This window comes from Youngimonas ophiurae (nom. illeg.) (genome assembly GCF_049803795.1).
Classification (GTDB): domain Bacteria; phylum Pseudomonadota; class Alphaproteobacteria; order Rhodobacterales; family Rhodobacteraceae; genus Thalassobius.
The window spans coordinates 86,612-111,712 of the sequence record NZ_JBNAGJ010000004.1; the positions used below are offsets into that span (position 1 = coordinate 86,612).

The following is a 25,101-nucleotide window of genomic DNA, read 5'->3' on the forward strand; positions in this document are numbered from 1 at the left end:
GTGAAAACCAGCCCTGTTCGAGGCAGTTTTGCGGGGTATAAAGAAGAAAACCCATACAGGCCCGTCCATGAAAATCCTTTTTATCCATCAGAATTTCCCCGGCCAGTTCAAACATCTGGCTCCGGCCTTGGCTGCGCAGGGGCATCAATGCGTCGCGCTGACCCTGCGCGTGAAAGAGCCGGGCACCTGGCAGGGGGTGCGTGTTCTGCCCTACCGGCTGACGCGCAAACAGGGGACGGGCATTCATCCTTGGGTGCAGGATTTCGACACCAAGGTCATCCGGGCCGAGGCCTGTTTCGCCGCCGCGCTCAAGCTGCGCGATCAGGGGTTTACCCCCGATATCATCGTCGGTCACCCCGGCTGGGGTGAAACGATGTTCCTGCGCGATGTGTGGCCCTCGGCGCGGATCGGGCTCTATTGCGAGCTGTATCACCTGTCCGGTCCCGATCATGTGGGCTTTGATCCCGAGTTTCAGTCAAAGACAGGCCCGGCCGAACCCATGCGGATACGGCTCAAGAACCTCAATAACCGGATGCATTTTGATGTGGCGGATGCGGGGCTGTCGCCGACAAGGTTCCAGGCCAGCACTTTTCCGGCTGACTGGCAGGACAAGATCAGCGTCATTCATGATGGCATCGACACCGATCATCTGGTGCAGAACCCCGGTGCGCGGCTGACTTTGCCCGATGGGTCGGTCGTAACGCGCGAGGATGAGGTGATCACCTTCGTCAACCGAAACCTGGAACCTTATCGGGGCTATCATATCTTCATGCGCGCGCTGCCGCGCCTGCTGAAGGAGCGCCCCAACGCGCGGGTTCTGATCGTTGGCGGGGATGAGGTCAGCTATGGCGCGCGTCCGCCCAAGGGGCAGACCTGGAAACAGATTTTCATAGATGAGGTGCGCGGCCGTATTCCCACCCCCGATTGGGACCGTGTGCATTTTCTAGGCCGCATCCCCTATGATCAGTTCATCAGCCTGTTGCAGGTCAGCCGCGTGCATGTCTACCTGACCTATCCCTTCGTGCTGTCCTGGTCCCTGTTCGAGGCCATGTCCACTCAGGCCGCCATCGTCGCCAGCGATACCGCCCCCGTGGCCGAGGCCATCACCCACGATGTGAACGGCCGTCTGGTGGATTTCTTTGACAAGGATGCGCTGGTGAGTGAAATTTCTGGCCTGCTGGACGACCCTGCGGCGCGCGCTCGGCTGGGGGCTGCGGCGCGGGATCTGATCGTGCGGAATTACGACCTGAAAACCGTCTGCCTGCCCCGGCAGTTGGACTGGATTGAACGTCTGTATCAGATGGCTCCGGGTGCGGTGGCCGGTTAGGAGGGACACATGACGAATGAGACATACCTGCTGCGCGCCGCAGAGATCGACGCCATGGACGGGGCCCGGAAAACCCATTTCCTGAACCCGAATGCGCAGCGTCTGAACAAATCTCTGGGCGATGCAACGGGGCTGACGGGGCTGGGCGTGCATCTGATCGAGGTGCAACCGGGCCATGAAACCACCGAACTTCACCTGCACCACCACGAGGATGAATGCGTCTATATCCTGTCCGGCACCGGGACCGCTGTGATTGGCGATCAGGAACACGCTATCGGGCCCGGCGACTTTCTGGGCTATCGCAAGGGCGGGCTGGCGCATACGATTGTGAACACGGGCCAGACGGCTCTGCGCTGTCTGGTGATCGGCCAGCGGCTGCCCCATGACGTGTGCGATTACCCGAACAAGGACAAACGCCTTTTTCGCAGCGCGGGGTTGCCGTGGTCTCTGGTGGATCGGTCCGCAATTGCAGTGCCGGGCGGCTCTGTGGGGCGGAAATAGCCCGCCACAATCGGCGCACACGGGCAAAATGCCGGTAATGAAGGCCCCAAAGAAAACCCCCGGCGCCGGGCGCTCGGGGGGGGCGTTTACATCGGGATTGCGCCGATCAGAAGCGCCGTGCCGAAATCCGCAGCTGACGGGCGCGTGACAGAATCGCATCTTCAACCGCGCGCTGGGTGCTGGCGCTGATCGGGCGGCCGGCCTTGTCCTGCATCGCGACGACCAGCGAGCGCGCCTCTAGCGCGGGGTCTTTTACATGAACCGTCGCGCGATAGGCGCGCCCCCCACCCGGAGGCGTGCCATACCCCATGACAATCACGCCCGTGAACGGATCCACCGATTCGACCGGCAGAAAGTTCAGCACCTCCAGCGAGGCGTTCCAGATAAAGCGGTTCACCGCCACGTTCACATCCGAGTTCTTCTTGCGGAAGGCATCCCAGATGCTGGTGCCCTCGGTGCGGAAGGCGCGATCGCGCGGGGTCAGGTTCGAGGCGTCGGCCTCTTCGGTCGGGGGTCCGCCAGCGCAGCCCGCCAGGGCCAGAACGGCCGCCAGCGCCACCGCTTTCGTTTTGATGCCTGTGAACGTCATAGCCAAGCCCAGTTCCCTTAAGAATTATGGAAACCTTCCTATCCAACCGCCCGTGTCTGGGCAAGGTCTTAGTCCCGTCCGGTCCAGAGGCGCGCAAAGGTCGGCCTATGGGCGCGAACGGAATGGGCCCTGACGGACTGTGGCAAAGCTGCACCATCTGCGGGGGCAATGTGACATCGGCATGTCGGTTCGCTTGCAAACGACCCCCGAAAAGAGCGACACAACCGCCATACCCAATACGGATTCCCCGTTTTGGGGCGCATGATTGGAAAACCGAGGGAAAAACTATGAAAAAAGTTCTCTTCGCAACGACTGCCCTGATCGCCACCGCTGGCATGGCAGCTGCAGACATCAACCTGTCGGGCTACGGCCGTTTCGGCGCTCTGTACAACGACGCAACCGATGACACCAACTTCATCTCGCGTCTGCGCATCCAGATCGACGTGTCGGCTGAAACCCAGTCGGGCATCAAATTCGGTGCACGTCAGCGTATCCAGACCGAAGAAAACGGCATGGGCGCAGGTAACGGCGCACGCTTCTACCTGACCACCGGCGGCCTGACCGTTGCTGCAGGTAACATCCTGGGCGCCATCGAAGCCATGCCGAACCTGTACATGGGCACCAAGTCCGCAGGCATGGGCCTGGAAGGTAACGGCTTCACCTCGCTGGTGACCAACACCTACGGCGCTGGCTTCTGGACCTGGGACGCATACTCCTCGGGCGGCACCGGTGTTGTGAACGGCGTCGAAGTGATCTACTCGGCAAACGGCTTCACCGCTCACCTGTCGTCGTCGGACAGCTCGGACGCTCTGGCTCTGGCCTACACCTTCGGTGACTACACCGCAGCCATCGCCGTGCAAGACTCGTCGACCATCGGCGACAAAACCGTTGTGACCTTCGGCGGCAACATCGGCGCAGCTGACTTCCAGATCGGTTACGCTGACAACGAAGGCGTCGACAAGTGGTCGATCTCGGGCGGCGCAAATGTTGGCGCAGCCACCTACCTGTACGGCATGGTGTCGTCGGAAGACGGTGCTGGCGAAACCTACGGTCTGGGCGTCAGCCACGATCTGGGCGGCGCGTCGATCGAAGCTGGCCTGACCCAGAACGACATCACCGACGTGACCCTGCTGTCGGCTGGTTTCTTCTTCGCGTTCTAATCGAACCAGAAGATCCTTATAGGGAAGAGCGGGCCTTGCGCCCGCTCTTTTCTTTTGCGCAGCCGGGTTTTGACTGTCTGCGGAAAACATGTTTCATGACCCTGTCAAAATTGCCGGAGGCCCCATGTCCCTGCCCGAAATCCAGACCCGTATCGCCAAGGCCGAGCAGGCCGCAGGCCGCCCCGCTGGCAGCGTGCAGCTGATTGCTGTCTCCAAGGTGCAGCCCAATGCGCGGGTTCAGGCCGTTCTGGACGAAGGTCACCGCCTCTTTGGGGAAAACAAGGTTCAGGAAGCCGCCGCCAAATGGCCCGATTTCCGCTCTCAGTACAAAGACGTAAAGGTCCACATGATCGGTCCGCTGCAAACCAACAAAGCGCGCCAGGCCATGCACCTCTTCGAGGCCATCCACACTCTGGACCGTCCCAAACTGGCCAATACCCTGGCCCGTCTGACCCAGGAACTGGGCCACTGCCCCGATCTGTTCATCCAGGTCAACACCGGCGAAGAGCCACAAAAGGCAGGCGTCCTGCCCGCCGATGCCGACAGCTTCATCGCTGAATGCCGCGCGCTGGATCTGCCGGTTCGGGGGCTGATGTGCATCCCCCCCGTGGACGAAGAATCCAGCCTCCACTTCGCCCTGCTACAGAAAATCGCCGCCCGCAATGGGCTCGATCAGCTCTCGATGGGCATGTCGGATGATTTCGAAAAGGCCATCGCCCAAGGCGCCACCCATGTGCGCGTCGGCTCCGCCATTTTCGGGGCCCGCGACTACGGCTAACCCCTTCTTTGCTCTAGCCAATACTCTGGGGGAGCGCCGCCAGGCGCGGGGGCAAAGCCCCCCTTACCCGTCCTCTCCCAGCCTGGGCGAGGGGCGCTGCAAGTTCAGTTCAGCCTCCGAGAATACGATCGGCATCCGCACCCCCGGCACACCGTCCAGGTCGATCCGCATCCCACGCGCCTGCACCTGAGGGTCGTCGAACACTTCGGCCATATCGTTGATCGGTCCGGCGGGAATTCCCTGCGCCTCGCAGCCATCCAGCAGCTCGGCCTTGGTCCAGCCGCGCGTCGCTTCCATCAACAGGTCGATCATCCGGTCGCGATTGGCAATCCGGTCTGCATTCTTCAGGAACTCGGGGGCCTCGGCCATCCAATCCAGGCCTAACAGCTTACAAAGTCGTTGATATTGCGGGTCATTTCCGGTGGCGATGATAATGAACCCGTCCTTGCAGTCGAACACCTGATAGGGCGCAAGATTGGGGTGATAGTTCCCCGTCCGCCCCGGAGGCGTCCCGGTGCTCAGGTAATTCATCGCCTGGTTTGCGGTCACGGCCACCGCGCAATCCAGCAGGGCCATGTCGATATGCTGGCCGGTTCCGGTGCGTTCGCGCTGATAAAGCGCGGCCAGAATCCCCGTGACGGAATACATGCCCGTAAACACATCGGTAATGGCCACGCCCGCGCGCTGGGGCTGTCCATCCGGATCGCCCGTAATCGACATCAGCCCGGACATGCCCTGAATGATATAGTCATAGCCCGCGCGATGCGCATAGGGCCCGGTTTGGCCGAACCCGGTGATCGAGCAATAGATCAGCCGCGGATTCACCTGCCGCAGCGAATCGTAATCCAGCCCGTATTTGGCCAGCCCGCCCAGCTTGAAATTCTCGATCAGAATGTCGGCGTCGCGCACCAGTTCACGGATTTTTTCCTGGCCCTCGGCGGTGCGAAAATCCACGGTGACCGAGCGCTTCCCCCGATTGCACGCATGGAAATAGGCGGCGGTCTTGTCGTTTTCGCGCTCGATGAACGGAGGGCCCCATTGGCGGGTGTCATCGCCAGCCGGGCTCTCGACTTTGATGACCTCGGCTCCCAGATCCGACAGGGCCTGGCCGGCCCAGGGGCCCGCCAGAATCCGTGCCAGTTCAACGACTTTGACGCCTTCCAGTGGGGTGGTCATCAGGCCTCCAGAGCTTCGTCCAGCAAGGTTTTCAGATCGGTATACGACATGTTCGAATGTTTTTTACCGTTCAGGATCAACGAGGGCGTGCTGTCGATGTCGTCGGCCTTGGCGTTATCCTGGAACCAGGTGTACAGGGTCTGCGCGCGGGTGCCGTCGCTTAGGCAGGTGTCCAGCTGTTCCTCGGTCAGGCCAGCGATGCGGCCGATCTTGCGCAGGTTTTCGACGATACCGGCCGGATCGCCCGATCCGACCCACGCCTTCTGATCGCCATACAGCAGGTCCGAGATGCCAAAGAATTTGGACGGATCGCAGCGTGCCACCAGCGCGGCCCACAGGCCGGGGCGGTCGAAATACACATCGCGATAGATAAAGCGGACTTTGCCGGTCTCGACATATTCCTCTTTGATTTTCTTCAGCGGGCCATTGTGGAACGTGGCGCAATGCGGGCAGGTATACGAGGCGTACTCGATCAGTGTCACCTTGGCGTCTTCGGCGCCCAGAGCCATCTCAACCACCGAGGACGTGTCCACTCCTTCCCCTTCGGCCAGGGCAGCCATCGGCGGCAGGCCGTCGCTGCGTTTGGTCAGGGTCAGGGCGCCTCCGATGACGGCGGCGGCGCCAATCACACCCAGTGCATATCTGCGGTCCATCTGCAAAACCTTTCTTAGTGTTTCGATTTGGATAGAACATTTCTGGCCAGGGCTTCCAGTGCCTGGCGCAGGTTTTCATCTGTTGCGCCTTCGGCCATCTGGCGGGCCTGGCTGGTGATTTCCGGATCGGGGGCCTTTGGTTTGGGTTTCTGCCGGTAGGCGAAACTGGCCTGTCCCTCGGAAAATCCGGTGGGCGCGGTCTGTGTGATGCGGATCCGTGCGATGGCGTTATAGCCGTAGACTCCGTTCACCTTCTGGCGGATCTGATCCTTCTGCATTTCCAGCATCGGAGCCTGCGCGCCGGTGGTCAGCAAGGTCAGCGTGGCACCAAACCCCCCGCTGCGCCCGTATTTCACATCCACGGGCCGGGCGATGGCGGCGATATCCTCGCCGACAACCTCGGGCCAGTGGGTCAGCAGGCGGGTAACGGCGAATCCACGCGATTCTCCGGCCTTGCGAATGCGTGATTGCAACAAGGCCGAGGTGCGGGCAAACCCTTTGGTTGTGCTATAGCGCGCGGCCATGACTTGCATCCTTCTGACTGGCGCTATTCTAGTAGCCAGACGAAAAGACACCAGCAGATTACGACCTGACAGGGGATAAAGATTGCGTGACGTGAAAATGGATCAGACCAGTGACTTGCTGGAATGGTATGATGTGAGCGCGCGGGTGATGCCTTGGCGTGTGGGGCCGCAGGATCGGCAGGCCGGCCAGCGCCCCGATCCCTATCGCGTCTGGCTGTCCGAGGTCATGTTGCAGCAGACAACCGTGGCGGCGGTGAAAGAGTATTTCCTCCGTTTTACCACCCGTTGGCCCACGGTGGCCGATCTGGCGGCTGCCGCGGATGAGGACGTGATGGCCGAATGGGCGGGTTTGGGATACTACGCCCGCGCGCGCAACCTGCTGAAATGCGCCCGTGTGGTGGCTGGCGATTTGGGCGGCATATTTCCCGACACGCGTGAGGCCCTGTTGAAACTGCCAGGCATCGGGCCCTATACGGCGGCGGCCATTTCCTCGATCGCGTTTGACCGTGCGGAAACCGTGGTGGATGGCAATGTCGAGCGTGTCATGGCGCGGGTTTACGATGTTCATACGCCTCTGCCCCGCGCCAAGCCCGAACTGACCGCGCTGGCCGAGGCCCTGACCCCGCCGCAGCGTCCGGGGGATTACGCGCAGGCGGTGATGGATCTGGGCGCGACGATCTGCACCCCGCGCAATCCGGCCTGCGGGATTTGCCCATGGCGCGCGCCTTGTCTGGCCCGTCAGCGCGGCACTGCCGCCGAACTGCCCAAGAAAGAGCCGAAGAAACCCAAACCCACCCGGTTGGGCATTGCCTATATCGCGCAGCGCACGGATGGGGCCTATCTGCTGGAACGCCGCCCGGACAAAGGCCTGCTGGGCGGGATGCTGGGCTGGCCCGGTTCGGATTGGAGCGCGGCGCCCCAGCCTGCGCCTCCTTTCCAGGCCGATTGGCAGCAAATCCCGGCCGAGGCGCGCCACACCTTTACCCATTTCCACTTGCGCCTGACTGTGATGATCGCCCGTGCCGCGCCTGATACGCGCCCACAGGTTGGCGCGTTCCGGCCTCTCGCGACATTTCGCCCGTCAGATTTGCCCACCGTGATGCGAAAGGCATTTGACCTGGCCCGGCCCGAGTTCGACAATACCCCCTGAACGCGCCCCTACCCGGAGCTTCCCATGTCTATCGTTCCCATTGCCTCGTTTCGCCGTGCCGCGCCTTTCTGGATGTCGCTGGGGCTGGTGCCTCTGGCCTGGATCGGAGCCGTCTTTGGCGGCTGGACGGTGTTCTTGCTGCCTTTGCTGGGCTGGTGGGTGTTCACCGGACTGGATGCCGCGCTGGGGCTGAACACGGAAAACCCCGATCCAAACACCGAAGAGGCGCAGCTGTTCTGGTATCGCGTGATCACCATGATGTGGTTCCCGGTGCAGGCGATTACCGTGTTCGGGCTGATCTGGTATGTCACGCATACCGGCCATCTGGCGGCCTGGGAACAGATCGTTCTGTTCTTTGGCGTGGGGGTGCTGACGGGCACCATCGGCATCGTCTATGCGCATGAACTGCTGCACCAATCCAACATGTCCGAGCGCTGGCTGGGCGATCTGCTGCTGGCAATGGTGCTCTATTCTCATTTCCGGACCGAGCACCTGCTGGTGCATCACCGCCATGTGGGGACGCCGCGCGATGCGGTGACGGCGCGCTATAATGAGAATTTCCACCGCTTTTTCCTGCGTGTTCTACAAGAATGCCCCCGATCCGCCTGGCAGGCCGAACGCATCATGCTGGCCCGCCGTAAACTGCCTGTCACCAGCCTGCGCAATCCGTTCTGGCGCTATGGGGCGTTGCAACTGGCCGCGATTGTTCTGGCTGTCGTTCTGGGCGGCTGGCAGGGGCTGGCTTTGTTTCTGCTACAGGCGATCAGCGCGATTTGGCAGTTGGAGCTGACCAACTATGTGGAACATTACGGCCTGACCCGCAAACACCTGGGGGACGGCAAATACGAACATGTCAAACCGCACCACAGCTGGAATGCCTCGCATACCGCGACGAACTGGTTGCTGATCAATTTGCAGCGCCATTCGGATCATCACTATAAACCTGACCGGCGGTTTCCGCTGCTGCAAACCTATGATGAAACCGAGGCCCCGCAGCTGCCCTATGGCTATCCTCTGATGGCGGCGCTGGCGACGATCCCGCCGGTCTGGCGGCGGATGATGAACCCGCGTGTGCGCGCCTGGCGGCGGCAATATTACCCCGAAATCGAGGATTGGAGCGCCTATAAGGCCGGCACGAACCCGCTGCCTCGGCATGTGTGAAACCAAAAAGCCCCGCTGGACGAACCAGCGGGGAAGTCAGGTGCCGTGTCAGGCCACAGGCACCGGCGGTGTTTGATATGTCTTAGTTCGCCATCTCTGCGCGAATCTGCTGGCGGAACACGTCAATCGGGACGGTTTTGCCCTCGCTTTGGGTGCTCCAGTAGGTCCAGCCGTTGCAGCTGGGCGCGCCTTCCAATGCGGCGCCAACCTGATGGATCGAGCCCTTCACCCCATCGGCCACCAAAGACCCGTCGGCGCGGACCTTGGCGATCTGGCCGCGGGCGTTCGTCAGCACCTGACCGGGACGCAGCATTCCGCGCTCGACCAGCTGGCCAAAGGGCACACGTGGCGCGGCGCGTTTCGAGGCGCTGACCATCAGGGCCTCGCGGTCGAATTTGCGCACGCTGTCCAGGCGTTTCTGCGCAACCTTGCGGTAGGCTTCCTCGCGTTCGATACCGATGAAATCGCGGCCCAGGCGTTTGGCCACAGCGCCGGTGGTGCCGGTGCCAAAGAACGGATCCAGCACCACATCGCCAGGGTTCGTGGATCCGACCAGCACACGGTGCAGCAGGCTTTCGGGTTTTTGCGTGGGGTGGGCTTTTTCGCCGTTGTCGTCTTTCAGGCGCTCGCCGCCATTGCAGATTGGCAGCACCCAGTCCGAGCGCATCTGGATGCCCTCGTTCAGGGCCTTCAGCGCCTCATAGTTGAAGGTGTATTTCGCACCCTCGGATTTGCTGGCCCAGATCATGGTTTCATGGGCGTTGGTAAAGCGTTTGCCGCGGAAATTCGGCATCGGGTTCGACTTGCGCCAAACGACATCGTTCAAAATCCAATAGCCCGCGTTTTGCATCGCGGCGCCGACACGAAAGATGTTGTGATAAGAGCCGATCACCCAAATAGCCCCATTGGGTTTGAGCAATCGGCGGGCTGCGGCCAGCCAGTCTTGGGTAAATCTGTCATAGGCCGCAAACGAGGAAAACTGGTCCCAGGCATCATCCACGGCGTCCACCTTGGAGTTGTCCGGTCGGTGCAGATCGCCCTTCAGTTGAAGGTTATAGGGCGGGTCCGCGAAAATCAGATCGATCGAGTTCTCGGGCAGACTGTTCATCATTTCGATGCAGTCCCCAGCAAGAATCGTGTTTAGAGGGAGCGCAGGCGCGCCCTTTTTGGTGTGTGTCTTGTTCATTCTCTGCCTCAAAATCCACGGCGCTTTTGCGCTCTTTGGTTTGAGACAAAGATGAGTCAAATGGGATTCTGCGTCAATTTCTTTTTTGAATCAGTCACTTACATTTTTCTGTTGATACAAGATATTGTGGACGGGTTTGAACGAACGTCTATGGTGTGGGGTCACACCAAGGTTTTGCAGCGCTTCGCGGTGTTGGGGGGACGGATAACCGGCGTTTTTCTCCCAGCCATAGCCGGGGAACTGTTGCGCTAACTCCACCATCAGTTGATCGCGCCTTATTTTGGCCACAATCGAGGCCGCCGCAATCGACACTGACAGCCCATCGCCCTTGATCACGGCCTGAGACGGAATGGCCAGATCGCGCGGGATCATATTGCCGTCGATCAGCGCGAAATCCGGCTGTTGCGGCAGGCCCTGAATGGCGCGAACCATGGCGATATGACTGGCGCGCAGGATGTTATGGGTGTCGATTTCCTGAACGCTGGCATGGGCCACGGAAATCTGCGCGACGTCCAGCAACTCCTCCAGCACGGCGGCGCGTTTCTTGGCTGACAGTTTTTTGGAATCGTTCAGCCCGGCGGGAATGCGATTCGGGTCCAGGATGACGGCGGCGGCGGTGACGGGGCCGGCCAGCGGCCCGCGCCCGACCTCATCAACGCCCGCCACGCGCAGGTATCCCTGCGCGTGGGCCGACTGCTCGAAGGTATAATCCGGTGTGCTCATTCCTGTGTTGAAGCCGAACCGGAGGGGCGGATCAAGCCCTTAGCCGCGTTCCAGGCGATACCCGCGGTCTTTCAGGCAATTGATCGAATAGCCGCGTTTTTTCTGATTGCGGTCGTAGAACATGATCTTGCATTTTTTCGGCAGCTCATGCGCGAACGAGTAGTTCCGCTTCAGGCAACGGTTATCCATGTATTTCTGGCGGCCCTCTGGTGTCCAGAAACTGCTGCGGCATTGGGCGGGCAGCACGTTTTTACGGTAGCGGCGCTCGGCATCCCGCGTGGCGCGGGGGGCATGACGGCGGTCGAAATAAACACGCGGAGGCGTGTCCCGCCCATAGCGCCCATGATCATTCCAGCGGTCCCGGTGCTGCCCGTCCCGGTAATACCGATCACGATCATGACGCGAGACCTCGCGCGTGCTTTTCTTATCGTCCTCCAGCGCTTTGCCGATGATCACCAGCGCGGTGGCCCCGGCCAGGAATTTCATCAGATCGTCACCGTCAGCGCGGGCCGGCGCCGCCGAGATTGAGGTGATGGCCAGCGATGCAGCCAGAACAGAAGCGATAAATTTGCGGGACATGGGTGTCCTCCTGTGTTCGGGTTGGTCTTCCGATTTGCCCGATGCGGTGCAGACGGGCTGTGATGGAATCACCCTGGTCCAGGGGGGCAGAGTCGCTCAATAACGCCCTTCGGTTATCGGATAACATTGGATGCAAACCCTTTTGGTTATTGAATAACTACGCCGGCCCGCGCATTCTGAGACCATGAAACAGATCTTTGCCATATTGCTGTCTGCACTGGTTTTGCTGCCTGTCGTCGCCTTGGCGGACGGGCCATGTTATGCCGATTACAAGGCCAAGCAGGACAGCCCTTTGCGTCTGCACTACGGTGTCATGAAACTGGATGGTGCCTGTGATCGGTCCTCGGCCCGGTCCGAGGTCGCCGCGCGTCTGTCCCGCGAAGGGTGGGTGCTGTTGAACGTGTTGTCTGTCTTTGATCGGGACGGGCTAAGCGAAAGGAAAGACAGTGCAGGACGGTATTACCTCCGCTTCTGAAATGCGCCGTTCGGGCGGGCGGATCGTGGTGTTCGGGATCGTGGCGATTGTCGCGATTCTGCTGGTGGCGGCTGTGGTGCTGTTCCTGACGCTGCCCGATGCCAACGCGTTTAACGCGCGGGTCGAACGGATTTTCGTCGAGAGCGACCTGCTGACCGGCCAGGCGGAAATCAAGCTGCTGGAAATTCTGGCCCAGTCCGGCACGGCCTTTTCCGACACGCTGGCCAGCTACCGGGTGGTGATTTTCGTGCTGCTGGTGTTTGCCACCGCGCTGCTGGTGGCGGCGCTGGTGTTCCTGGTGATGCTGGTGACGCTGAACCGCCGCATGGCGCAGATTGAACAAGCGGGGATTCAGGTGTCCTCGTTGCTGATTTCCCGCGATGAAAACACGGTTTATCTGAACAATATGGGCTTCAAGCTGACCGGCGCAGCGATGGAGACCCTATCGGTTCTGGCCGAGGCCCGGATGGATGAGGATGTGCTGTCCGGCTCCGAGATCGAGGCGATGGTTTCGGGCCGTGATGCCGCCGATTGCGAAGAGGCCGCCGGCGCCACCCGGATCAAGCGCCTGCGCGACACGCTGGGCAATCAGATGATTTCCGAGCTGCTGGTGAAAAACATCGCGCGCAAAGGTTACATGCTGGCCGTCGATAAGGACGTGATCCGCATGATCTAGCGCAGGCTGTCGCCGCGGGTGATTGTGGGGGTCAGCTCGATATGGCTGGGCGAGCCTTGCTCGGGGTTTTCGATCCGGTTCAGAATCACCTTGGCGGCTTTGCGCCCGATTTCAGACCGACAGGCATCCATCGTAGCCAGTTGTTTGGGCAGACCTTGCAGCAACTCGACCCCGTTAAAGCCCGCCAGACCGATCCGGCCGGGCACGTCATAGCCTTTCTCGATCAGATACAGCAGCCCGCCCGCGCCGATCATGTCATTCGAATAATAGAGAAAATCCAGATCCGGCGTGCGTTCCAGCATGGCGGCGGTCATCTCGCGGCCCTTGGCCAGCGCCGACCCACCCGAGTAAAACTCCTGATCGGTTACTTCGACCCCGCCACGGGCCAGCGCCTGGGTGAAGCCTTCGAACCGTTTGCGCGCGCGGTGATCCAAAGGCATCTTCGTGCCCAGGAACCCGATGCGTTTATAGCCTGCCTGCAAAATCGCCTCGGCCATCTGGCGGCCCGCGCGGCGATGCGAGATGCCAACGCAGGTGTCCACGGGTTCGCCATCAACGTCCATGATTTCAACCACCGGAATTCCCGCCGCGCGCAGCATGGCGCGGGCCGCATCGGAATGTTCCAGCCCGGCGATGATCACCCCCGAAGGCCGCCAGGACAGCATCTCATAGAGAACCTTTTCCTCTTTTTCGGGGCTGTAATCGGTGACCCCTACAACGGGTTGCAGGCCGGTATCTTCCAGCGTGCGGCTGATGCCGGCCATGACCTCGGGGAACACCATGTTGGACAGGGACGGAATGATCACGGCCACCAGATTGACCCGCTGACTGGCCAGCGCCCCGGCAATCTTATTCGGCACATAGCCCAGCTGTTTCGCGGCTTTCAGCACCTTTTCCCGTGTGGCTGCACTGACATCGCTGCGGTTTCGCAACACGCGGCTGACCGTCATTTCAGACACGCCCGAGGCCTCGGACACGTCGCGCAGGGTAAGGGGGCGGCTGGTGGCTTGGTTCAAATCACGGGTCCTGATAATTGCGGGTTCATAAGTGTTAGCGCGAACCCCGACACTTGTTCAAGCGTTTGCATCGGGCTAAGACGCAAGGGTGCGGTCCCGTGGCTCAACTGGATAGAGCAGCCCCCTCCTAAGGGGCAGGTTGCAGGTTCGAATCCTGCCGGGATCGCCAGTGGGCGTTTGCGCGGTACGCAGATCAGGGCAGGACGATGGCACTCTATACTCCTCGTGAACGGATCAGGCTGCGGCTGCGCGATCTAGAGCATCGCCCGATGCCGGATTGGGCGCGGGCGTGGCTGACCGCCAGATTGCCCGATCCCTACCGATTTGACCTGGCACCGGACCGGGCGCAGCCCCTGATTTTCCTGCATGTCCCCAAGGCCGCAGGGACATCCCTGGCCGAGGCGCTGGGATGGAAATACGGCCATGTGCCGGCCTCGCGGTATCGGATCGCTGATCCTGTGCGGTTTGATCGGGCGCTGCGCGTGGGGTTTGTCCGTAACCCCTGGACGCGTCTGGCCTCGGCCTTCCACTATCTGCATAGCGCGATCGGGATCAATGCCTCGCCGGATGTCCGGTGGGCGACTGATAATTTGGCGCAGTATCCGGATTTCACCAGCTTTGTCATGGCGTTAGAGTCTGATCGGATTTGGAATTCTATTCGGCTCTATCCGCATTTCCGGGCGCAGATGGATTGGATTTCCCTGCCCCGAGACAGCGCCCATTGCCTGCATTTCCTGGGCCGGTTCGAGACGTTGGAACAGGACGTTCACACCCTGTTTCAGCAGCTGGGCATCGCGCAGCCGCTGAATCATCTGCGCCGTCCGCAAAGACCCGGTGCCGGGCCGCACTGGACTCCGCAGATGATCGAGATCGTGCGCCACCGCTATGCCCGCGATGTGCAGACGCTGGGATATGCGGCGCCCTAGGCGCTGGCTTTGATCGCCAGAGCGGCTTGCAGTACCAGCGGCTCCAGGCCTGCGCCGCCCGCTTCGACATAGCTTAGCAGCTGCGCCCGCATCCGAGGTTCCCAGAAATCGGTCAGGTGGTCGGCGACACGCGCGGCCTGATCGTCACCCGGCTGGGTTTTGAAAAACGTGGCGATCTGGTTGGCCATCATGACCATCTTTTCAGGCGACATCTGAGGCTCCGGTTTCGATGCGTTCGGGGTGAGAATACAAGTCAAACCCGCCACCACGGGCAAAGGCGGCAAGCGTAATCCCCGCAGTTTCAGCGGTGCGCACGGCCAGCGCGGTTGGGGCGGACACCGCGATCAGCACAGGGCAGCCCGCCAGAGCGGCCTTTTGCACCAATTCAACGGACAGGCGACTGGTCAGGACAATGGCACCTGTGCCGGGGGCGATACCTGTCTGCACCAGATGGCCGATCAGCTTATCCAGCGCATTGTGGCGTCCCACGTCTTCGCGGGTGGCGATCAGGCCCCGATCGGGGGTCAGAAACCCCGCCGCATGGACGGCGTGCGTCTGGTCATGCAGCGGCTGATGCTGGCGCAGCGCGTCACTGGCGCGGGCTACCAGATCACGCGGCAGGCGCAGGGCCGAGACAACGGGCGGCAGATCTTGCTGGGCCTGATCCAGACTGTCGATGCCACACAGCCCGCAGCCCACCGGCCCGGTCATGGCACGGCGACGGGCGCGCAGGGCCTTGGAGGCCTTGTCCTTCAGCAACAGGCGGGCCTCGATCCCCTGCGCGTGTTCGACGATCTCGAAGCTGTCGATTTGTGCCGGGGTGGTGACGATCCCTTCGCCGATTGCAAAGCCGACGGCGAAATCATCCAGATCGGCGGGGGTGGCCATCATGACAGCCTGCGTTTCGCCGTTGAAAACCAGCACAACGGGCACTTCCTGCGGTAAAGAGCGCGCGATGCGGCGCTGGCCGTCGCGCTGCACCGACAGACCGGGCAGAGAGAGGGCCGGGGGCCTCATTCCGCGGCCTCGATCCGGCGCGACAGGGCGGCCTGGGCGGCGTAATCCTCTTGCCAGTCGGTTGGCCCGTTCGAGGGGCTGACCTGTACCGCCGTCACCTTATATTCGGGGCAGTTCGTGGCCCAGTCGCTGTAATCGGTGGTGACAACATTCGCCTGCGTATCGGGGTGGTGGAAGGTGGTATAGACCACGCCGGGATTGACGCGATCGGTGATCTGCGCCCGCAGCGTGATCTCGCCCGAGCGCGAGGCCAGTTTCACGAAATCCCCGTCCTTGATACCCCGGTTTTCCGCGTCATGAGGGTGGATTTCCAGCCGATCCTGATCATGCCAGACCACGTTTTCCGTCCGCCTGGTTTGCGCGCCGACGTTATATTGCGACAGCACGCGGCCCGTGGTCAGCAGCAGCGGGAAACGCGGGCCGGTGCGTTCATCCGTGGCCACGTATTCGGTGTGGATGAACCGCCCCTTGCCGCGCACGAACCCATCCACATGCATCAGCGGAGTGCCATCCGGGTTGTCATCATTACAGGGCCATTGGATGCTGCCCATTTGCTCCAGACGGTCATAGGTCACCCCGGCAAAAGACGGCGTAGTGGCCGAGATTTCCGCCATGATTTCAGAGGGATGCTCATACTTCCAATCCGCGCCCATGGCATTGGCCAGCATCTGCGTGACCTGCCAGTCCTCATAGCCATTGAGCGGAGCCATCACCTTGCGGACCATGTTGATACGGCGCTCGGCATTGGTGAAGGTGCCGTTCTTTTCCAAAAAGGACGAGCCAGGCAGGAACACATGCGCATAGTTCGCGGTCTCGTTCAGGAACAGGTCATGCACGATGACGCATTCCATCGCAGCCAGCCCGGCGGCAACGTGTTTGGTGTCAGGGTCCGATTGCAGGATGTCCTCGCCCTGACAATACAGCCCTTTGAATGTGCCCTCCACGGCGGCGTCCAGCATGTTGGGGATGCGCAGGCCCGGTTCGGGGTCAATCTGAACGCCCCAGGCGTCCTCGAAAATGGCGCGAACCTCGGGCAGTTTGACATGGCGATAGCCGGGCAATTCATGCGGGAAGCTGCCCATATCGCACGATCCCTGCACGTTATTCTGTCCGCGCAGGGGATTCACGCCCACGCCGGTGCGGCCGATATTGCCGGTCAGCATCGCCAGATTCGCAATCCCGATCACGGTGGTCGAGCCTTGGCTGTGTTCGGTCACGCCCAGACCATAGTAAATCGCGCCGTTCCCGCCGGTGGCGAACAGACGCGCGGCGGCGCGCAGCTCGTCTGCGGGGACGCCGGTCAGGTCCTCGACAGATTCGGGGGAATGGCGCGGATCGCTGGCAAACTCGGCATATTCCTGGAATTCGTCCCAATCGCAGCGCGCGCGGATGAACGCCTCGTTATACAGCCCCTCGGTGACGATCACATGCGCCAGAGCAGTCACCACGGCGACGTTGGTGCCGGGGCGCAGCGCCAGGTGATGCTGCGCCTGAATGTGGTTCGATTTCACCATATCCGTGCGGCGCGGATCCACGACGATCAGCTTGGCCCCCGCCCGCAGGCGCTTTTTCAAACGCGAGGCAAAGACCGGATGCCCATCGGTTGGGTTTGCCCCGATGATGATCACCACATCCGTATGCTCGACACTGTCGAAATCCTGCGTGCCCGCGCTGGTGCCAAAGGTCTGCCCCAGCCCATAGCCCGTGGGCGAATGACACACCCGCGCGCAGGTATCGGTGTTGTTATTGCCAAAAACCGCGCGGGTCAGTTTCTGCACCAGAAAGGTTTCCTCGTTCGTGCAGCGGCTGGATGTAATCACCCCGACCGAGCGCCGACCGTGTTTTTCCTGAATCTTGCGCATCCGGGCCGCAGCGAATTCCAGCGCCTCGTCCCAGCTGACCTGTTGCCAGGGCTGGTCGATACTGTCGCGGATCATCGGGTTCAGGATGCGCTCTTTGTGGGTGGCATAGCCAAAGGCAAAGCGCCCCTTCACGCAGGAATGACCGCGGTTTGCCTTACCCTGTTTATGCGGAACCATGCGCACCAGCTGATCGCCCTGCATCTCGGCCTTGAAGGAACAGCCCACACCGCAATAGGCGCAGGTGGTCACGATGGACCGATCCGGCACGCCCATTTCGATCACGGATTTTTCCTGCAAGGTCGCCGTGGGGCAAGCCTGCACACAGGCGCCGCAGCTGACGCAATCCGAGGACAGGAAATCATCGAACGAGGCCCCGGCGCTGATCCGGCTGTCAAAGCCGCGGCCTTCCATTGTCAGGGCAAAGGTGCCCTGGACCTCTTCGCAGGCGCGCACACAGCGCGAACATGCGATACATTTCTGCGGATCATAGGTGAAATACGGGTTGCTTTCGTCCTTGGGGATGTAGCGCGCATTCGGGGCGTCCCCGGCGCGGGTTTCAAAGTGGTTTTCGCCCGGTGTATAGCGCACATCGCGCAGCCCGACGGCCCCGGCCATATCCTGCAATTCGCAATCGCCATTGGCCGCGCAGGTCAGGCAATCCAGCGGGTGGTCGCTGATATACAGCTCCATCACGCCTTTGCGGATTTTGCGTACCTTCGAGGACTGTGTGTGCACCACCATCCCCGGCGAAACGGGCGTGGTGCAGGACGCGGGCGTGCCGCGCCGGCCCTCGATTTCCACCACACACAGGCGGCATGAACCGAAGGCCTCGATCGAATCCGTGGCGCAGAGCTTCGGCACGGAAATCCCGGCCTCAGCCGCGGCGCGCATGACGGATGTGCCCTCGGGCACCGTGACCTCGAACCCGTCGATGTTCAGCGTGACCGGAGCGCCAGATTTGGCGGGGGTGCCCATGTCGCGGTCATCCCAGGGGATAATCAAGTCCTTCATTCTGCGGCCTCCTGCATCACAGGGAAATCATCGGGGAAATGGGTCAGTGCGGACATCACCGGATAGGGCGTGAAGCCCCCCAACGCACAGAGCGAGCCCTCTTTCATCGTTTCGCACAGGTCGGTCAGCAGCTCGACGGCGCTGGCATCGCCCTGGCCGATCCGGTCCAGCGTTTCCATCCCGCGCACCGCGCCGATCCGGCAGGGCGTGCATTTCCCGCAGCTTTCCACCGCGCAGAACTCCATCGCGAAACGGGCCATTTTCAGCATGTCCGCGCTGTCATCGAAGACCACCACACCCGCGTGGCCGATCAGCGCGCCCTGACCGTCGAACTCTTCATAGCCAAACGGCGTATCGAACTGATCGGGCGGCAGATAGGCCCCCAAAGGCCCACCCACCTGCACCGCCTTTACCGGCAGCCCCGAGGCCGTGCCGCCTCCGATGTCATTCACCAGATCCCCCAAGGGCAGGCCAAAAGCGGTTTCAAACAGCCCGCCATGTTTGATGTTTCCGGCCAGTTGAATCGGCATCGTCCCGCGTGAACGCCCCAGCCCGAAGCCCGCGTAATGTTCAGCGCCTTTTTCAAAGATCACCGGCACGGTTGCCAGCGACAGCACGTTATTCACCACCGTCGGTTTGCCCATAAACCCTTCCAGCGCGGGCAGAGGCGGTTTGGCCCGAACGGTGCCGCGTTTACCCTCAAGCGAGTTCAGCAGGCTGGTTTCCTCGCCGCAGACATAGGCCCCGGCCCCCACGCGGATTTCCATGTCAAAAGCCGGGCCCTGGCCCAGGACGCTGGCCCCCAGAATGCCCTGCGCGCGGGCGATCGCCACGGCCCGGTTCATGACCTTGATCGCATCGGGGTATTCGCTGCGCAGATAGACAAAGCCCTTGGTTGCCCCGGTGGCCAGCCCGGCGATGGTCATGCCCTCGATCAGGCAGAAGGGATCGCCCTCTATGATCATGCGGTCGGCAAAGGTGCCGCTATCGCCTTCGTCGGCATTGCAGACGATGTATTTCTGATCCGCCTGCGCCTGGGAAACCGTGTCCCATTTGATGCCGGTCGGGAACCCCGCCCCGCCGCGTCCACGCAGCCCTGAGGTTTTCATCTCTTCGATCATGTCGGCCTGGTTCATGCCCAGGGCGCGGCGCAGCCCCGCCAGCCCGCCATGCGCCTGGTATTCGTCCAGCGACAGAGGATCCGTCAGGCCGCATCGGGCAAAGGTCAGACGGGTTTGGCGGGCGAAAAACGGGATTTCCTCGATCAGGCCCAGATCGGGCAAAGAGCCCTCCAGCACCGCCGCGGCATCTGCTGCCGTCACATTGCCATAGCCGATGCGCCCGGCGGGGGTTTCAACCTCGACCAGTGGTTCCAGCCAGATCATCCCGCGCGAGCCATTCCGCACGATCTGCACGTCCATTCCGCGGGCCTCAGCCGCCATTTCGATGGCCCGCGCCACCGCATCTGCGCCAACCGCCTTGGCGGCGCTGTCCATGGAAACATAGATTCTCATGCGCCTACCTCTGCCAGAATCGAGTCGATCTTATCTGTGTCCAGGCGGCCCACGACGGTATCGTCCACCATCGCGGCGGGGGCGCAGGCGCACAGGCCCAGGCAGTAGACTGGCTCGATTGTGACGCGCCCATTGGCCGAGGTGCCGTGCCATTCAAGCCCCAGCTTTTCCAGCGCATACTGTCCGATTTCGGCACCTCCGACAGCTTGGCACGCTTCGGCGCGGCAGATTTTTACCCGATGGTGGCCCGCAGGTAAGTCGCTAAAATCATGATAGAAACTAATGACCCCATGCACCTCGGCGCGGCCGATATTCAAAGCATCCGCAATCAGCGGTACGGCCGTTTCCGGAATGTGCGCATAGGTGTTTTGCAGGTCATGTAAAATGGGCAGCAGGGGCCCTTCTAGATGTAGCTGGCGGCCGATGATGGCAAGGATCTCGTCCTTGCCGGGCGCGGGCGAAGTCTGGGTCATGGATGCCTCGGTTCGGTATCTTTGCCACCGTGCTACGCCCTGATTGATTGTCAATCAATATTGAAGTTCCGTTATCCAATAGGAATGGCCTATCAATCTGCAAGCGTCGCCGTCAGGGCAAACAGGGCGCTCAGCAGCGGGGTCTGAGGCTCTTGATACGCGGCCAGCAGGCCGACACCGTGGGCAGGAGCCCCGCCGGTCAGCGGGATCGTTGTCAGCGGTTGGCCTGCGGCCAGAAAATTGGCCAGATCCACCGGCAGAATTGTCACCCAATCGCCGCTTACCACGTTCGAGACCAGAACCACGGTCGAATTCGATTCGATCATGGCAATCGGAGACAATCCGCACTCGGCGAAGTTGCGGTTAATGATCTGGCGATTTTGCATGTCCGGGGACAGCAGGCACAGTTTCAGCCCGGCCAGGTCCGCCCATGTCACCGATTTGCGCGTGGCCAACGGATGAGACCGATGACAGACCAGCGTGTAATGCTCTTGATAGAGCGGCTGCGCAGCCATGCGGCCCCGTTCATTATCCAGATATGAGATTCCGGCATCTGCCTCCAGGTTTTCGATCATCTTTAGAATATCGGTCGAACTGCGCGACATAATCGAGAAACTGACATCCGGATGGGCGGCATTGAACCGCGTCGCCAGATCCGAGGCCCAGGTCAGCGCGGTGGGAATCACCGCCAGGCGCACGGTTCCGGACAGGCCTTTGCGTGAAACGCGCATCTCTTCCTGAAGACGGCGGGTGTCGCGGATGATTTCGCGCGCCAGTTCCAGGGCGCGTTGTCCTTCGGGTGTCAGCCCGCCAAAGCGCGATCCCCTGTGGACCAGTTTGACGCCCAGCTGTTCTTCCAGTTGTTTGATGCCCGCCGACAGGCTGGGCTGCGTGATGCCCAGACTGGCTGCCGCGCGCCCAAAGTGCCGCTCTTTCGCCAGGGCAATCAGCATTTCCAGTTTTTGGATCATGATTTTCTTTTATAAGAAGCAGATTTCATAGAAAATGCCTATTGCAAGCCCGCTATACCACGATCTCGAAGCGTTCTTGGGTGCCCACATCAAAGACGCGCTTGTAGCGCTGAATCTCCGAGGCCGGGCCCATCGCCTTGTTGGGGTTGTCCGAAAGTTTCACGGTGGGGCGCCCATTCGCGCTGACGGCTTTGCACACCAAGGAAAATGGCGCCAGGGCGTCGCCTTCTGTCAAGCCTCGGAAATCATTGGTCAAAAGCGTGCCCCAGCCAAAGGAAATTCGGCAGCGGCCCGTGAACTGTTCCTGCAATTCCCGGATTTTCGAAACGTCCAGCCCATCAGAGAAAATTACCATTTTCTGCGTTGGATCCTCGCCGCGATCCTGCCACCATTTGATCGCGGTTTCGGCCCCGCTTGCCGGGTCGCCGCTGTCAATGCGAATGCCGGTCCAACTGGCCAGCCAATCGGGGGCGCGTTGCAGAAAACCCTCGGTGCCGTAGGTGTCAGGCAGGATGATCCGCAGATTGCCCTCGTGCTCCTCTTGCCAATCGGACAGAACCCGATAGGGCGATTGCGCCAGATCTGCGTCGTTTTCGGCCAGCGCGGCATAGACCATCGGTAACTCGTGGGCGTTTGTGCCGATTGCCTCAAGATCGCGGTTCTTGGCGATCAGGCAGTTTGAGGTGCCCACAAAGGCCTTGCCCAATCCCTCGCACATGGCCTGTACGCACCAGTCCTGCCACAGAAATGAATGCCGGCGCCGCGTCCCGAAATCTGCGATTTTTAGCTGGGGTATTTCGCGCAGAGCCTCGACTTTCTGCCAAAGCTTGGTCATTGCGCGGGCATATAGAACCTGCAATTCGAACCGGGCCATTTCGTGCAGAACGGCGCGGCCGCGCAATTCCATCAAAACCGAGAGAGCGGGAATTTCCCAAAGCATCACCTCGGGCCAGGTGCCTTCGAAGGTCAGCTCAAATTGTCCGTCGCGTTTTTCCAGGTGATAATCGGGCAGGCGCAGATTTTCGAACCATTCCATAAAGTCGGGGCGGAACATTTGCCGTTTTCCGTAGAAAGTATTGCCGCGCAGCCAGGTAGATTCGCCGCGGGTCAAGGATAATGAGCGAATGTGATCCAGTTGTTCGCGCAATTCGCCCTCGTCGATCAGCTCAGCCAGGCGAATCGAACTGCTGCGGTTGATCAGGCGAAAGCTGACCTGCGTATCGGGTTTGTTGCGAAACACCGATTGGCACATCAGCAATTTGTAAAAATCCGTGTCGATCAACGAGCGGACAATCGGGTCAATTTTCCATTTATGGTTCCAAACTCGGGTAGCGATATCCACGAGACGTGTCCTTTTTTGCTGCCTCTCGTTGATACGTTAATGAATTTTCCGGTCCAAGTATTTTCACCTACAGCGCGGGGCGCAACGCAGACAGGCATTGCAGCAGTTCGGCTTTTCTGACGGGTTTGGTTAGGAAACCATCCATTCCCGCCTCTACGCAGGCGCGGCGGTCGCTGGCGAATCCATTCGCCGTCAAGGCCACGATTTGCGGTTGCGGGCCGTTGCTGGCCCTGATCGTCCGGGTCGCCGCAAGCCCATCCATCACAGGCATCGACATGTCCATAAAGATAATGTCCGGCTTATGTTCGGCGGTTTTTTGCACGGCCTCTTCCCCGTCGTGGGCAAAATGGAGATCAATAGGTGCGTTTTGAAAAAACTTCTTAATTATCAGCCTGTTGGTGTTGTTGTCCTCGGCGACCAGAACCTTCAGGCCTGCGGTCAGGTCCTGGGCTCTGGCTTTGTGCCCGGCTTTGGGGAGCAGCCTTGCGGCTTCGACCGGCATTTCCAGACAGAAGCAGGAGCCTTGCCCTGGGGCCGAGCTGACCGAGATTGAACCGCCCATTGCCTCCATCAGTTTGCGAGAAATCGACAGGCCCAGCCCGGTGCCTCCAAAACGGCGTGTTGTGTCGGCATCGGCTTGGGCGAAGGGGTCAAAAATATGGTCCAGCCGGTCCTCGGGAATGCCGATGCCCGTATCCCGAATGCGTATATGAAGCAGGTATCCGGTGGGAGAGTTCTGAGCCTCAACATCCACAAAAACCCCGCCATTTTCCGTAAATTTTATGGCATTTCCGATGACGTTCAAAAGGACTTGTCGCAATCGGGTGTCATCCCCCCAGACCAGATCGGGCGGGTGCGGAAAGGTGAGTTCAAGCGTCAAATCCTTGGTTTTGGCCTGCGGTCGCAGCAGGCGTGTCACTCCTTCGAAACAGGCGGCCGGGGCGAAATCGACGGGGTTCAGCTCGACACGCCCTGCTTCGAGCTTGGAAAGATCCAGAATGTCATTCAGGATTGACAGCAACGCCTCGGCCGAGTTGCGGATCGTTTTGGCATAGCCCAGATATTCCTGCGGCAGATCTGCGTCGCATAGCAGATCCGCCATGCCAATCACGCCGTTCATTGGGGTGCGAATCTCATGGCTCATGGTGGCCAGAAACCGGGATTTCGCGCGCGCGCCTTCTTCGGCTGCAATCTTGGCCTCGGCCAGTTGCTGAGCGTGTTCGCGGGCCTGGGTGATGTCACGTTCGATTGCGACAACCATTTCCACCTGGTCTTTGTCATCCAGCACCGGAACCAGCGTTGTTTCCACCCAGATTTTCTGCCCGTCCTTGCGGTAGTTCAGGATTTCAGTGCGGTGCGGCTGGCCGGCGCGAATGGCGATGGCGATCCCCTCCGAGGCCGCCCGGCTGGTGTCTGGTCCATTCAGCAGTTCACCCGGCGTGCGGCCCTCGGCCTCTTGGGCGGTATACCCCGTGACCTTGGTAAACGTATCGTTAACCCAGAGAATACGCCCATCGGCATCAGACATGATTACACTGTCCATCGCATGACGCGCAACCAGGGATAAGCGTCTGGATTCTATCTGTTTTTCGCGCAGCTCGGAATAGGCGTTGGCCAGAGCCTCGGTGCGTAGCAGGGTTTCGCGTTTGTTGCGGCGCTGACGGCCGAAACCGCGCACCATATAGGCAATGAAAATGTAGGCCATGTAGCTCATCATCATCATGCCAAGCAGATCATAGAGAATAACGCTGAACGGATCCGGGGGTTCAAGAATCGCGCGGTGCAAAAACAGACCGGTGACACAGAGCGTGTAAACCCCGATCCGGGCCTTGGTGACAGCCGGGTGAAAGGGCAGCACGATCCCGGCATTGATGACAGCGCCCGTCAGATAGGCCAGCGTGAAGAACGTGCCGCCCACATGGGGGGTGTTGAACCAGGACAAAGTGACGGCATAGGTGACGGTCACCGCCTGGAATGTGCCGGACAGGGTGGTGATCCAATAGGCCTTTTGCAGCGACATCCCGCGGCCCAGTTTATACGAGACACGCGTCAGCGTCAGACAATCGACCGTTTCCCCCAGCAGCACTGCGAAACAGGCCAGCAGCCCGACCTGCGGCGACGCCAGAAAGATCAGAAACAGCGACCCGGTAAGCGTTAGCGCCTGCCGTGCCAGAAAACTGCGGACTCGCCCATGCGCATAGCGTTTTAGACGTCCGGCTTTGGTATAGCGGGCGTCGAATTCCTCAACAGAGTTGACGGTGGTATCGGGCATCGAAGGTCCATCGCAGACTATGAACCCGCATTATTCCCG

The 25,101-nt window shown here is 60.8% G+C and carries 25 protein-coding genes and 1 tRNA gene; 10 read left to right on the top strand and 16 right to left on the bottom strand.

The features are described from left to right. Positions 1–67 precede the first annotated feature (67 nt). Together ACP15O_RS10305 and ACP15O_RS10310 are read left to right on the top strand one after the other, a co-directional pair. Complete coding sequence (locus ACP15O_RS10305; RefSeq protein WP_425096014.1) at positions 68–1,327, top strand: glycosyltransferase family 4 protein; 1,260 nt, start codon at positions 68–70, stop codon at positions 1,325–1,327. Between the two features lie 9 nt (positions 1,328–1,336). Then, entirely contained in the window at positions 1,337–1,828 is a 492-nt protein-coding gene (locus ACP15O_RS10310; RefSeq protein WP_425096015.1) for a cupin domain-containing protein, read from the top strand. A gap of 106 nt (positions 1,829–1,934) precedes the next feature. On the opposite strand, the gene ACP15O_RS10315 is transcribed toward ACP15O_RS10310, so the two are convergent. Beyond that, positions 1,935–2,417 (bottom strand): DUF3576 domain-containing protein, encoded by a 483-nt coding sequence (locus tag ACP15O_RS10315; protein WP_425096016.1) that lies wholly within the window; start codon positions 2,415–2,417, stop codon positions 1,935–1,937. Positions 2,418–2,704: 287 nt separating this feature from the next. Here ACP15O_RS10315 and ACP15O_RS10320 point away from each other — a divergent pair, with 287 nt between their 5' ends. Together ACP15O_RS10320 and ACP15O_RS10325 are read left to right on the top strand one after the other, a co-directional pair. Beyond that, positions 2,705–3,577 carry a porin gene (locus tag ACP15O_RS10320; RefSeq protein WP_425096017.1) on the top strand — a complete coding sequence of 291 codons (873 nt, stop codon included), beginning with the start codon at positions 2,705–2,707 and terminating at the stop codon, positions 3,575–3,577. Positions 3,578–3,701: 124 nt separating this feature from the next. Continuing rightward, on the top strand, positions 3,702–4,355 hold the full coding sequence (locus tag ACP15O_RS10325) for a YggS family pyridoxal phosphate-dependent enzyme (protein ID WP_425096018.1): 654 nt from the start codon (positions 3,702–3,704) through the stop codon (positions 4,353–4,355). 63 nt (positions 4,356–4,418) lie between these two features. On the opposite strand, the gene ACP15O_RS10330 is transcribed toward ACP15O_RS10325, so the two are convergent. The 3 genes from ACP15O_RS10330 to ACP15O_RS10340 are packed head-to-tail and all read right to left on the bottom strand — an operon-like array spanning position 4,419 to position 6,708. Further along, a complete protein-coding gene (locus ACP15O_RS10330; protein WP_425096019.1) occupies positions 4,419–5,531 on the bottom strand; it encodes a CaiB/BaiF CoA transferase family protein in 1,113 nt (370 codons plus the stop codon). Further along, the gene (locus tag ACP15O_RS10335; protein WP_425096020.1) at positions 5,531–6,184 is read right to left on the bottom strand and encodes a DsbA family protein; all 654 of its coding nucleotides are present in this window, start codon (positions 6,182–6,184) and stop codon (positions 5,531–5,533) included. The genes ACP15O_RS10330 and ACP15O_RS10335 overlap by 1 nt, the downstream gene beginning before the upstream one ends. 14 nt (positions 6,185–6,198) lie before the next feature. Further along, positions 6,199–6,708 carry a DUF721 domain-containing protein gene (locus ACP15O_RS10340; protein ID WP_425096021.1) on the bottom strand — a complete coding sequence of 170 codons (510 nt, stop codon included), beginning with the start codon at positions 6,706–6,708 and terminating at the stop codon, positions 6,199–6,201. A 97-nt stretch (positions 6,709–6,805) separates the two neighbouring features. Between ACP15O_RS10340 and mutY the strand changes: the two genes are divergently transcribed. Together mutY and ACP15O_RS10350 are read left to right on the top strand one after the other, a co-directional pair. Continuing rightward, positions 6,806–7,858, top strand: a complete 1,053-nt coding sequence (gene mutY / locus ACP15O_RS10345; RefSeq protein WP_425096283.1) for an A/G-specific adenine glycosylase — start codon at positions 6,806–6,808, stop codon at positions 7,856–7,858. Positions 7,859–7,882: 24 nt separating this feature from the next. After that, positions 7,883–9,019: an alkane 1-monooxygenase gene (locus tag ACP15O_RS10350; protein WP_425096022.1), complete on the top strand. Its 1,137-nt coding sequence runs from the start codon at positions 7,883–7,885 to the stop codon at positions 9,017–9,019. An 82-nt stretch (positions 9,020–9,101) separates the two neighbouring features. On the opposite strand, the gene ACP15O_RS10355 is transcribed toward ACP15O_RS10350, so the two are convergent. From ACP15O_RS10355 to ACP15O_RS10365, 3 genes are all read right to left on the bottom strand, one after another. Further along, entirely contained in the window at positions 9,102–10,205 is a 1,104-nt protein-coding gene (locus ACP15O_RS10355; RefSeq protein ID WP_425096023.1) for a site-specific DNA-methyltransferase, read from the bottom strand. Between the two features lie 90 nt (positions 10,206–10,295). Beyond that, positions 10,296–10,928 (bottom strand): ribonuclease HII, encoded by a 633-nt coding sequence (locus ACP15O_RS10360; RefSeq protein ID WP_425096024.1) that lies wholly within the window; start codon positions 10,926–10,928, stop codon positions 10,296–10,298. Between the two features lie 39 nt (positions 10,929–10,967). Continuing rightward, on the bottom strand, positions 10,968–11,507 hold the full coding sequence (locus ACP15O_RS10365) for a hypothetical protein (protein ID WP_425096025.1): 540 nt from the start codon (positions 11,505–11,507) through the stop codon (positions 10,968–10,970). 184 nt (positions 11,508–11,691) lie between these two features. Here ACP15O_RS10365 and ACP15O_RS10370 point away from each other — a divergent pair, with 184 nt between their 5' ends. Together ACP15O_RS10370 and ACP15O_RS10375 are read left to right on the top strand one after the other, a co-directional pair. Beyond that, the gene (locus tag ACP15O_RS10370) at positions 11,692–11,982 is read left to right on the top strand and encodes a hypothetical protein (RefSeq protein ID WP_425096026.1); all 291 of its coding nucleotides are present in this window, start codon (positions 11,692–11,694) and stop codon (positions 11,980–11,982) included. Position 11,983: 1 nt separating this feature from the next. After that, entirely contained in the window at positions 11,984–12,658 is a 675-nt protein-coding gene (locus ACP15O_RS10375; RefSeq protein ID WP_425096285.1) for a winged helix-turn-helix domain-containing protein, read from the top strand. Here the strand turns inward: ACP15O_RS10375 and ACP15O_RS10380 are convergent. Continuing rightward, on the bottom strand, positions 12,655–13,674 hold the full coding sequence (locus ACP15O_RS10380; protein ID WP_425096027.1) for a LacI family DNA-binding transcriptional regulator: 1,020 nt from the start codon (positions 13,672–13,674) through the stop codon (positions 12,655–12,657). The two genes, ACP15O_RS10375 and ACP15O_RS10380, sit on opposite strands and share 4 nt — an antisense overlap. A 92-nt stretch (positions 13,675–13,766) precedes the next feature. Between ACP15O_RS10380 and ACP15O_RS10385 the strand changes: the two genes are divergently transcribed. Then, positions 13,767–13,843, top strand: a tRNA-Arg gene (locus ACP15O_RS10385). A gap of 37 nt (positions 13,844–13,880) precedes the next feature. After that, positions 13,881–14,600 (top strand): sulfotransferase family 2 domain-containing protein, encoded by a 720-nt coding sequence (locus ACP15O_RS10390; protein WP_425096028.1) that lies wholly within the window; start codon positions 13,881–13,883, stop codon positions 14,598–14,600. Here the strand turns inward: ACP15O_RS10390 and ACP15O_RS10395 are convergent. The 8 genes from ACP15O_RS10395 to ACP15O_RS10430 form a co-directional block, all read right to left on the bottom strand. After that, the gene (locus tag ACP15O_RS10395) at positions 14,597–14,812 is read right to left on the bottom strand and encodes a formate dehydrogenase subunit delta (protein WP_425096029.1); all 216 of its coding nucleotides are present in this window, start codon (positions 14,810–14,812) and stop codon (positions 14,597–14,599) included. The two genes, ACP15O_RS10390 and ACP15O_RS10395, sit on opposite strands and share 4 nt — an antisense overlap. After that, positions 14,802–15,617 carry a formate dehydrogenase accessory sulfurtransferase FdhD gene (gene fdhD, locus ACP15O_RS10400; protein WP_425096030.1) on the bottom strand — a complete coding sequence of 272 codons (816 nt, stop codon included), beginning with the start codon at positions 15,615–15,617 and terminating at the stop codon, positions 14,802–14,804. The genes ACP15O_RS10395 and fdhD overlap by 11 nt, the downstream gene beginning before the upstream one ends. Next, entirely contained in the window at positions 15,614–18,490 is a 2,877-nt protein-coding gene (gene fdhF, locus ACP15O_RS10405; RefSeq protein WP_425096031.1) for a formate dehydrogenase subunit alpha, read from the bottom strand. Before fdhF ends, fdhD begins: the two co-directional genes overlap by 4 nt. Next, positions 18,487–20,004: a formate dehydrogenase beta subunit gene (locus ACP15O_RS10410; protein WP_425096032.1), complete on the bottom strand. Its 1,518-nt coding sequence runs from the start codon at positions 20,002–20,004 to the stop codon at positions 18,487–18,489. Before ACP15O_RS10410 ends, fdhF begins: the two co-directional genes overlap by 4 nt. Beyond that, positions 20,001–20,477, bottom strand: coding sequence for a formate dehydrogenase subunit gamma (locus ACP15O_RS10415; protein ID WP_425096033.1), 477 nt, complete (start codon positions 20,475–20,477; stop codon positions 20,001–20,003). Before ACP15O_RS10415 ends, ACP15O_RS10410 begins: the two co-directional genes overlap by 4 nt. A 92-nt stretch (positions 20,478–20,569) precedes the next feature. After that, entirely contained in the window at positions 20,570–21,448 is an 879-nt protein-coding gene (locus ACP15O_RS10420; RefSeq protein ID WP_425096034.1) for a LysR family transcriptional regulator, read from the bottom strand. Positions 21,449–21,500: 52 nt separating this feature from the next. Next, positions 21,501–22,790, bottom strand: coding sequence for a nicotinate phosphoribosyltransferase (gene pncB / locus ACP15O_RS10425; protein WP_425096035.1), 1,290 nt, complete (start codon positions 22,788–22,790; stop codon positions 21,501–21,503). Between the two features lie 67 nt (positions 22,791–22,857). Next, positions 22,858–25,062 (bottom strand): PAS domain-containing hybrid sensor histidine kinase/response regulator, encoded by a 2,205-nt coding sequence (locus ACP15O_RS10430; RefSeq protein ID WP_425096036.1) that lies wholly within the window; start codon positions 25,060–25,062, stop codon positions 22,858–22,860. Positions 25,063–25,101: the final 39 nt, after the last annotated feature.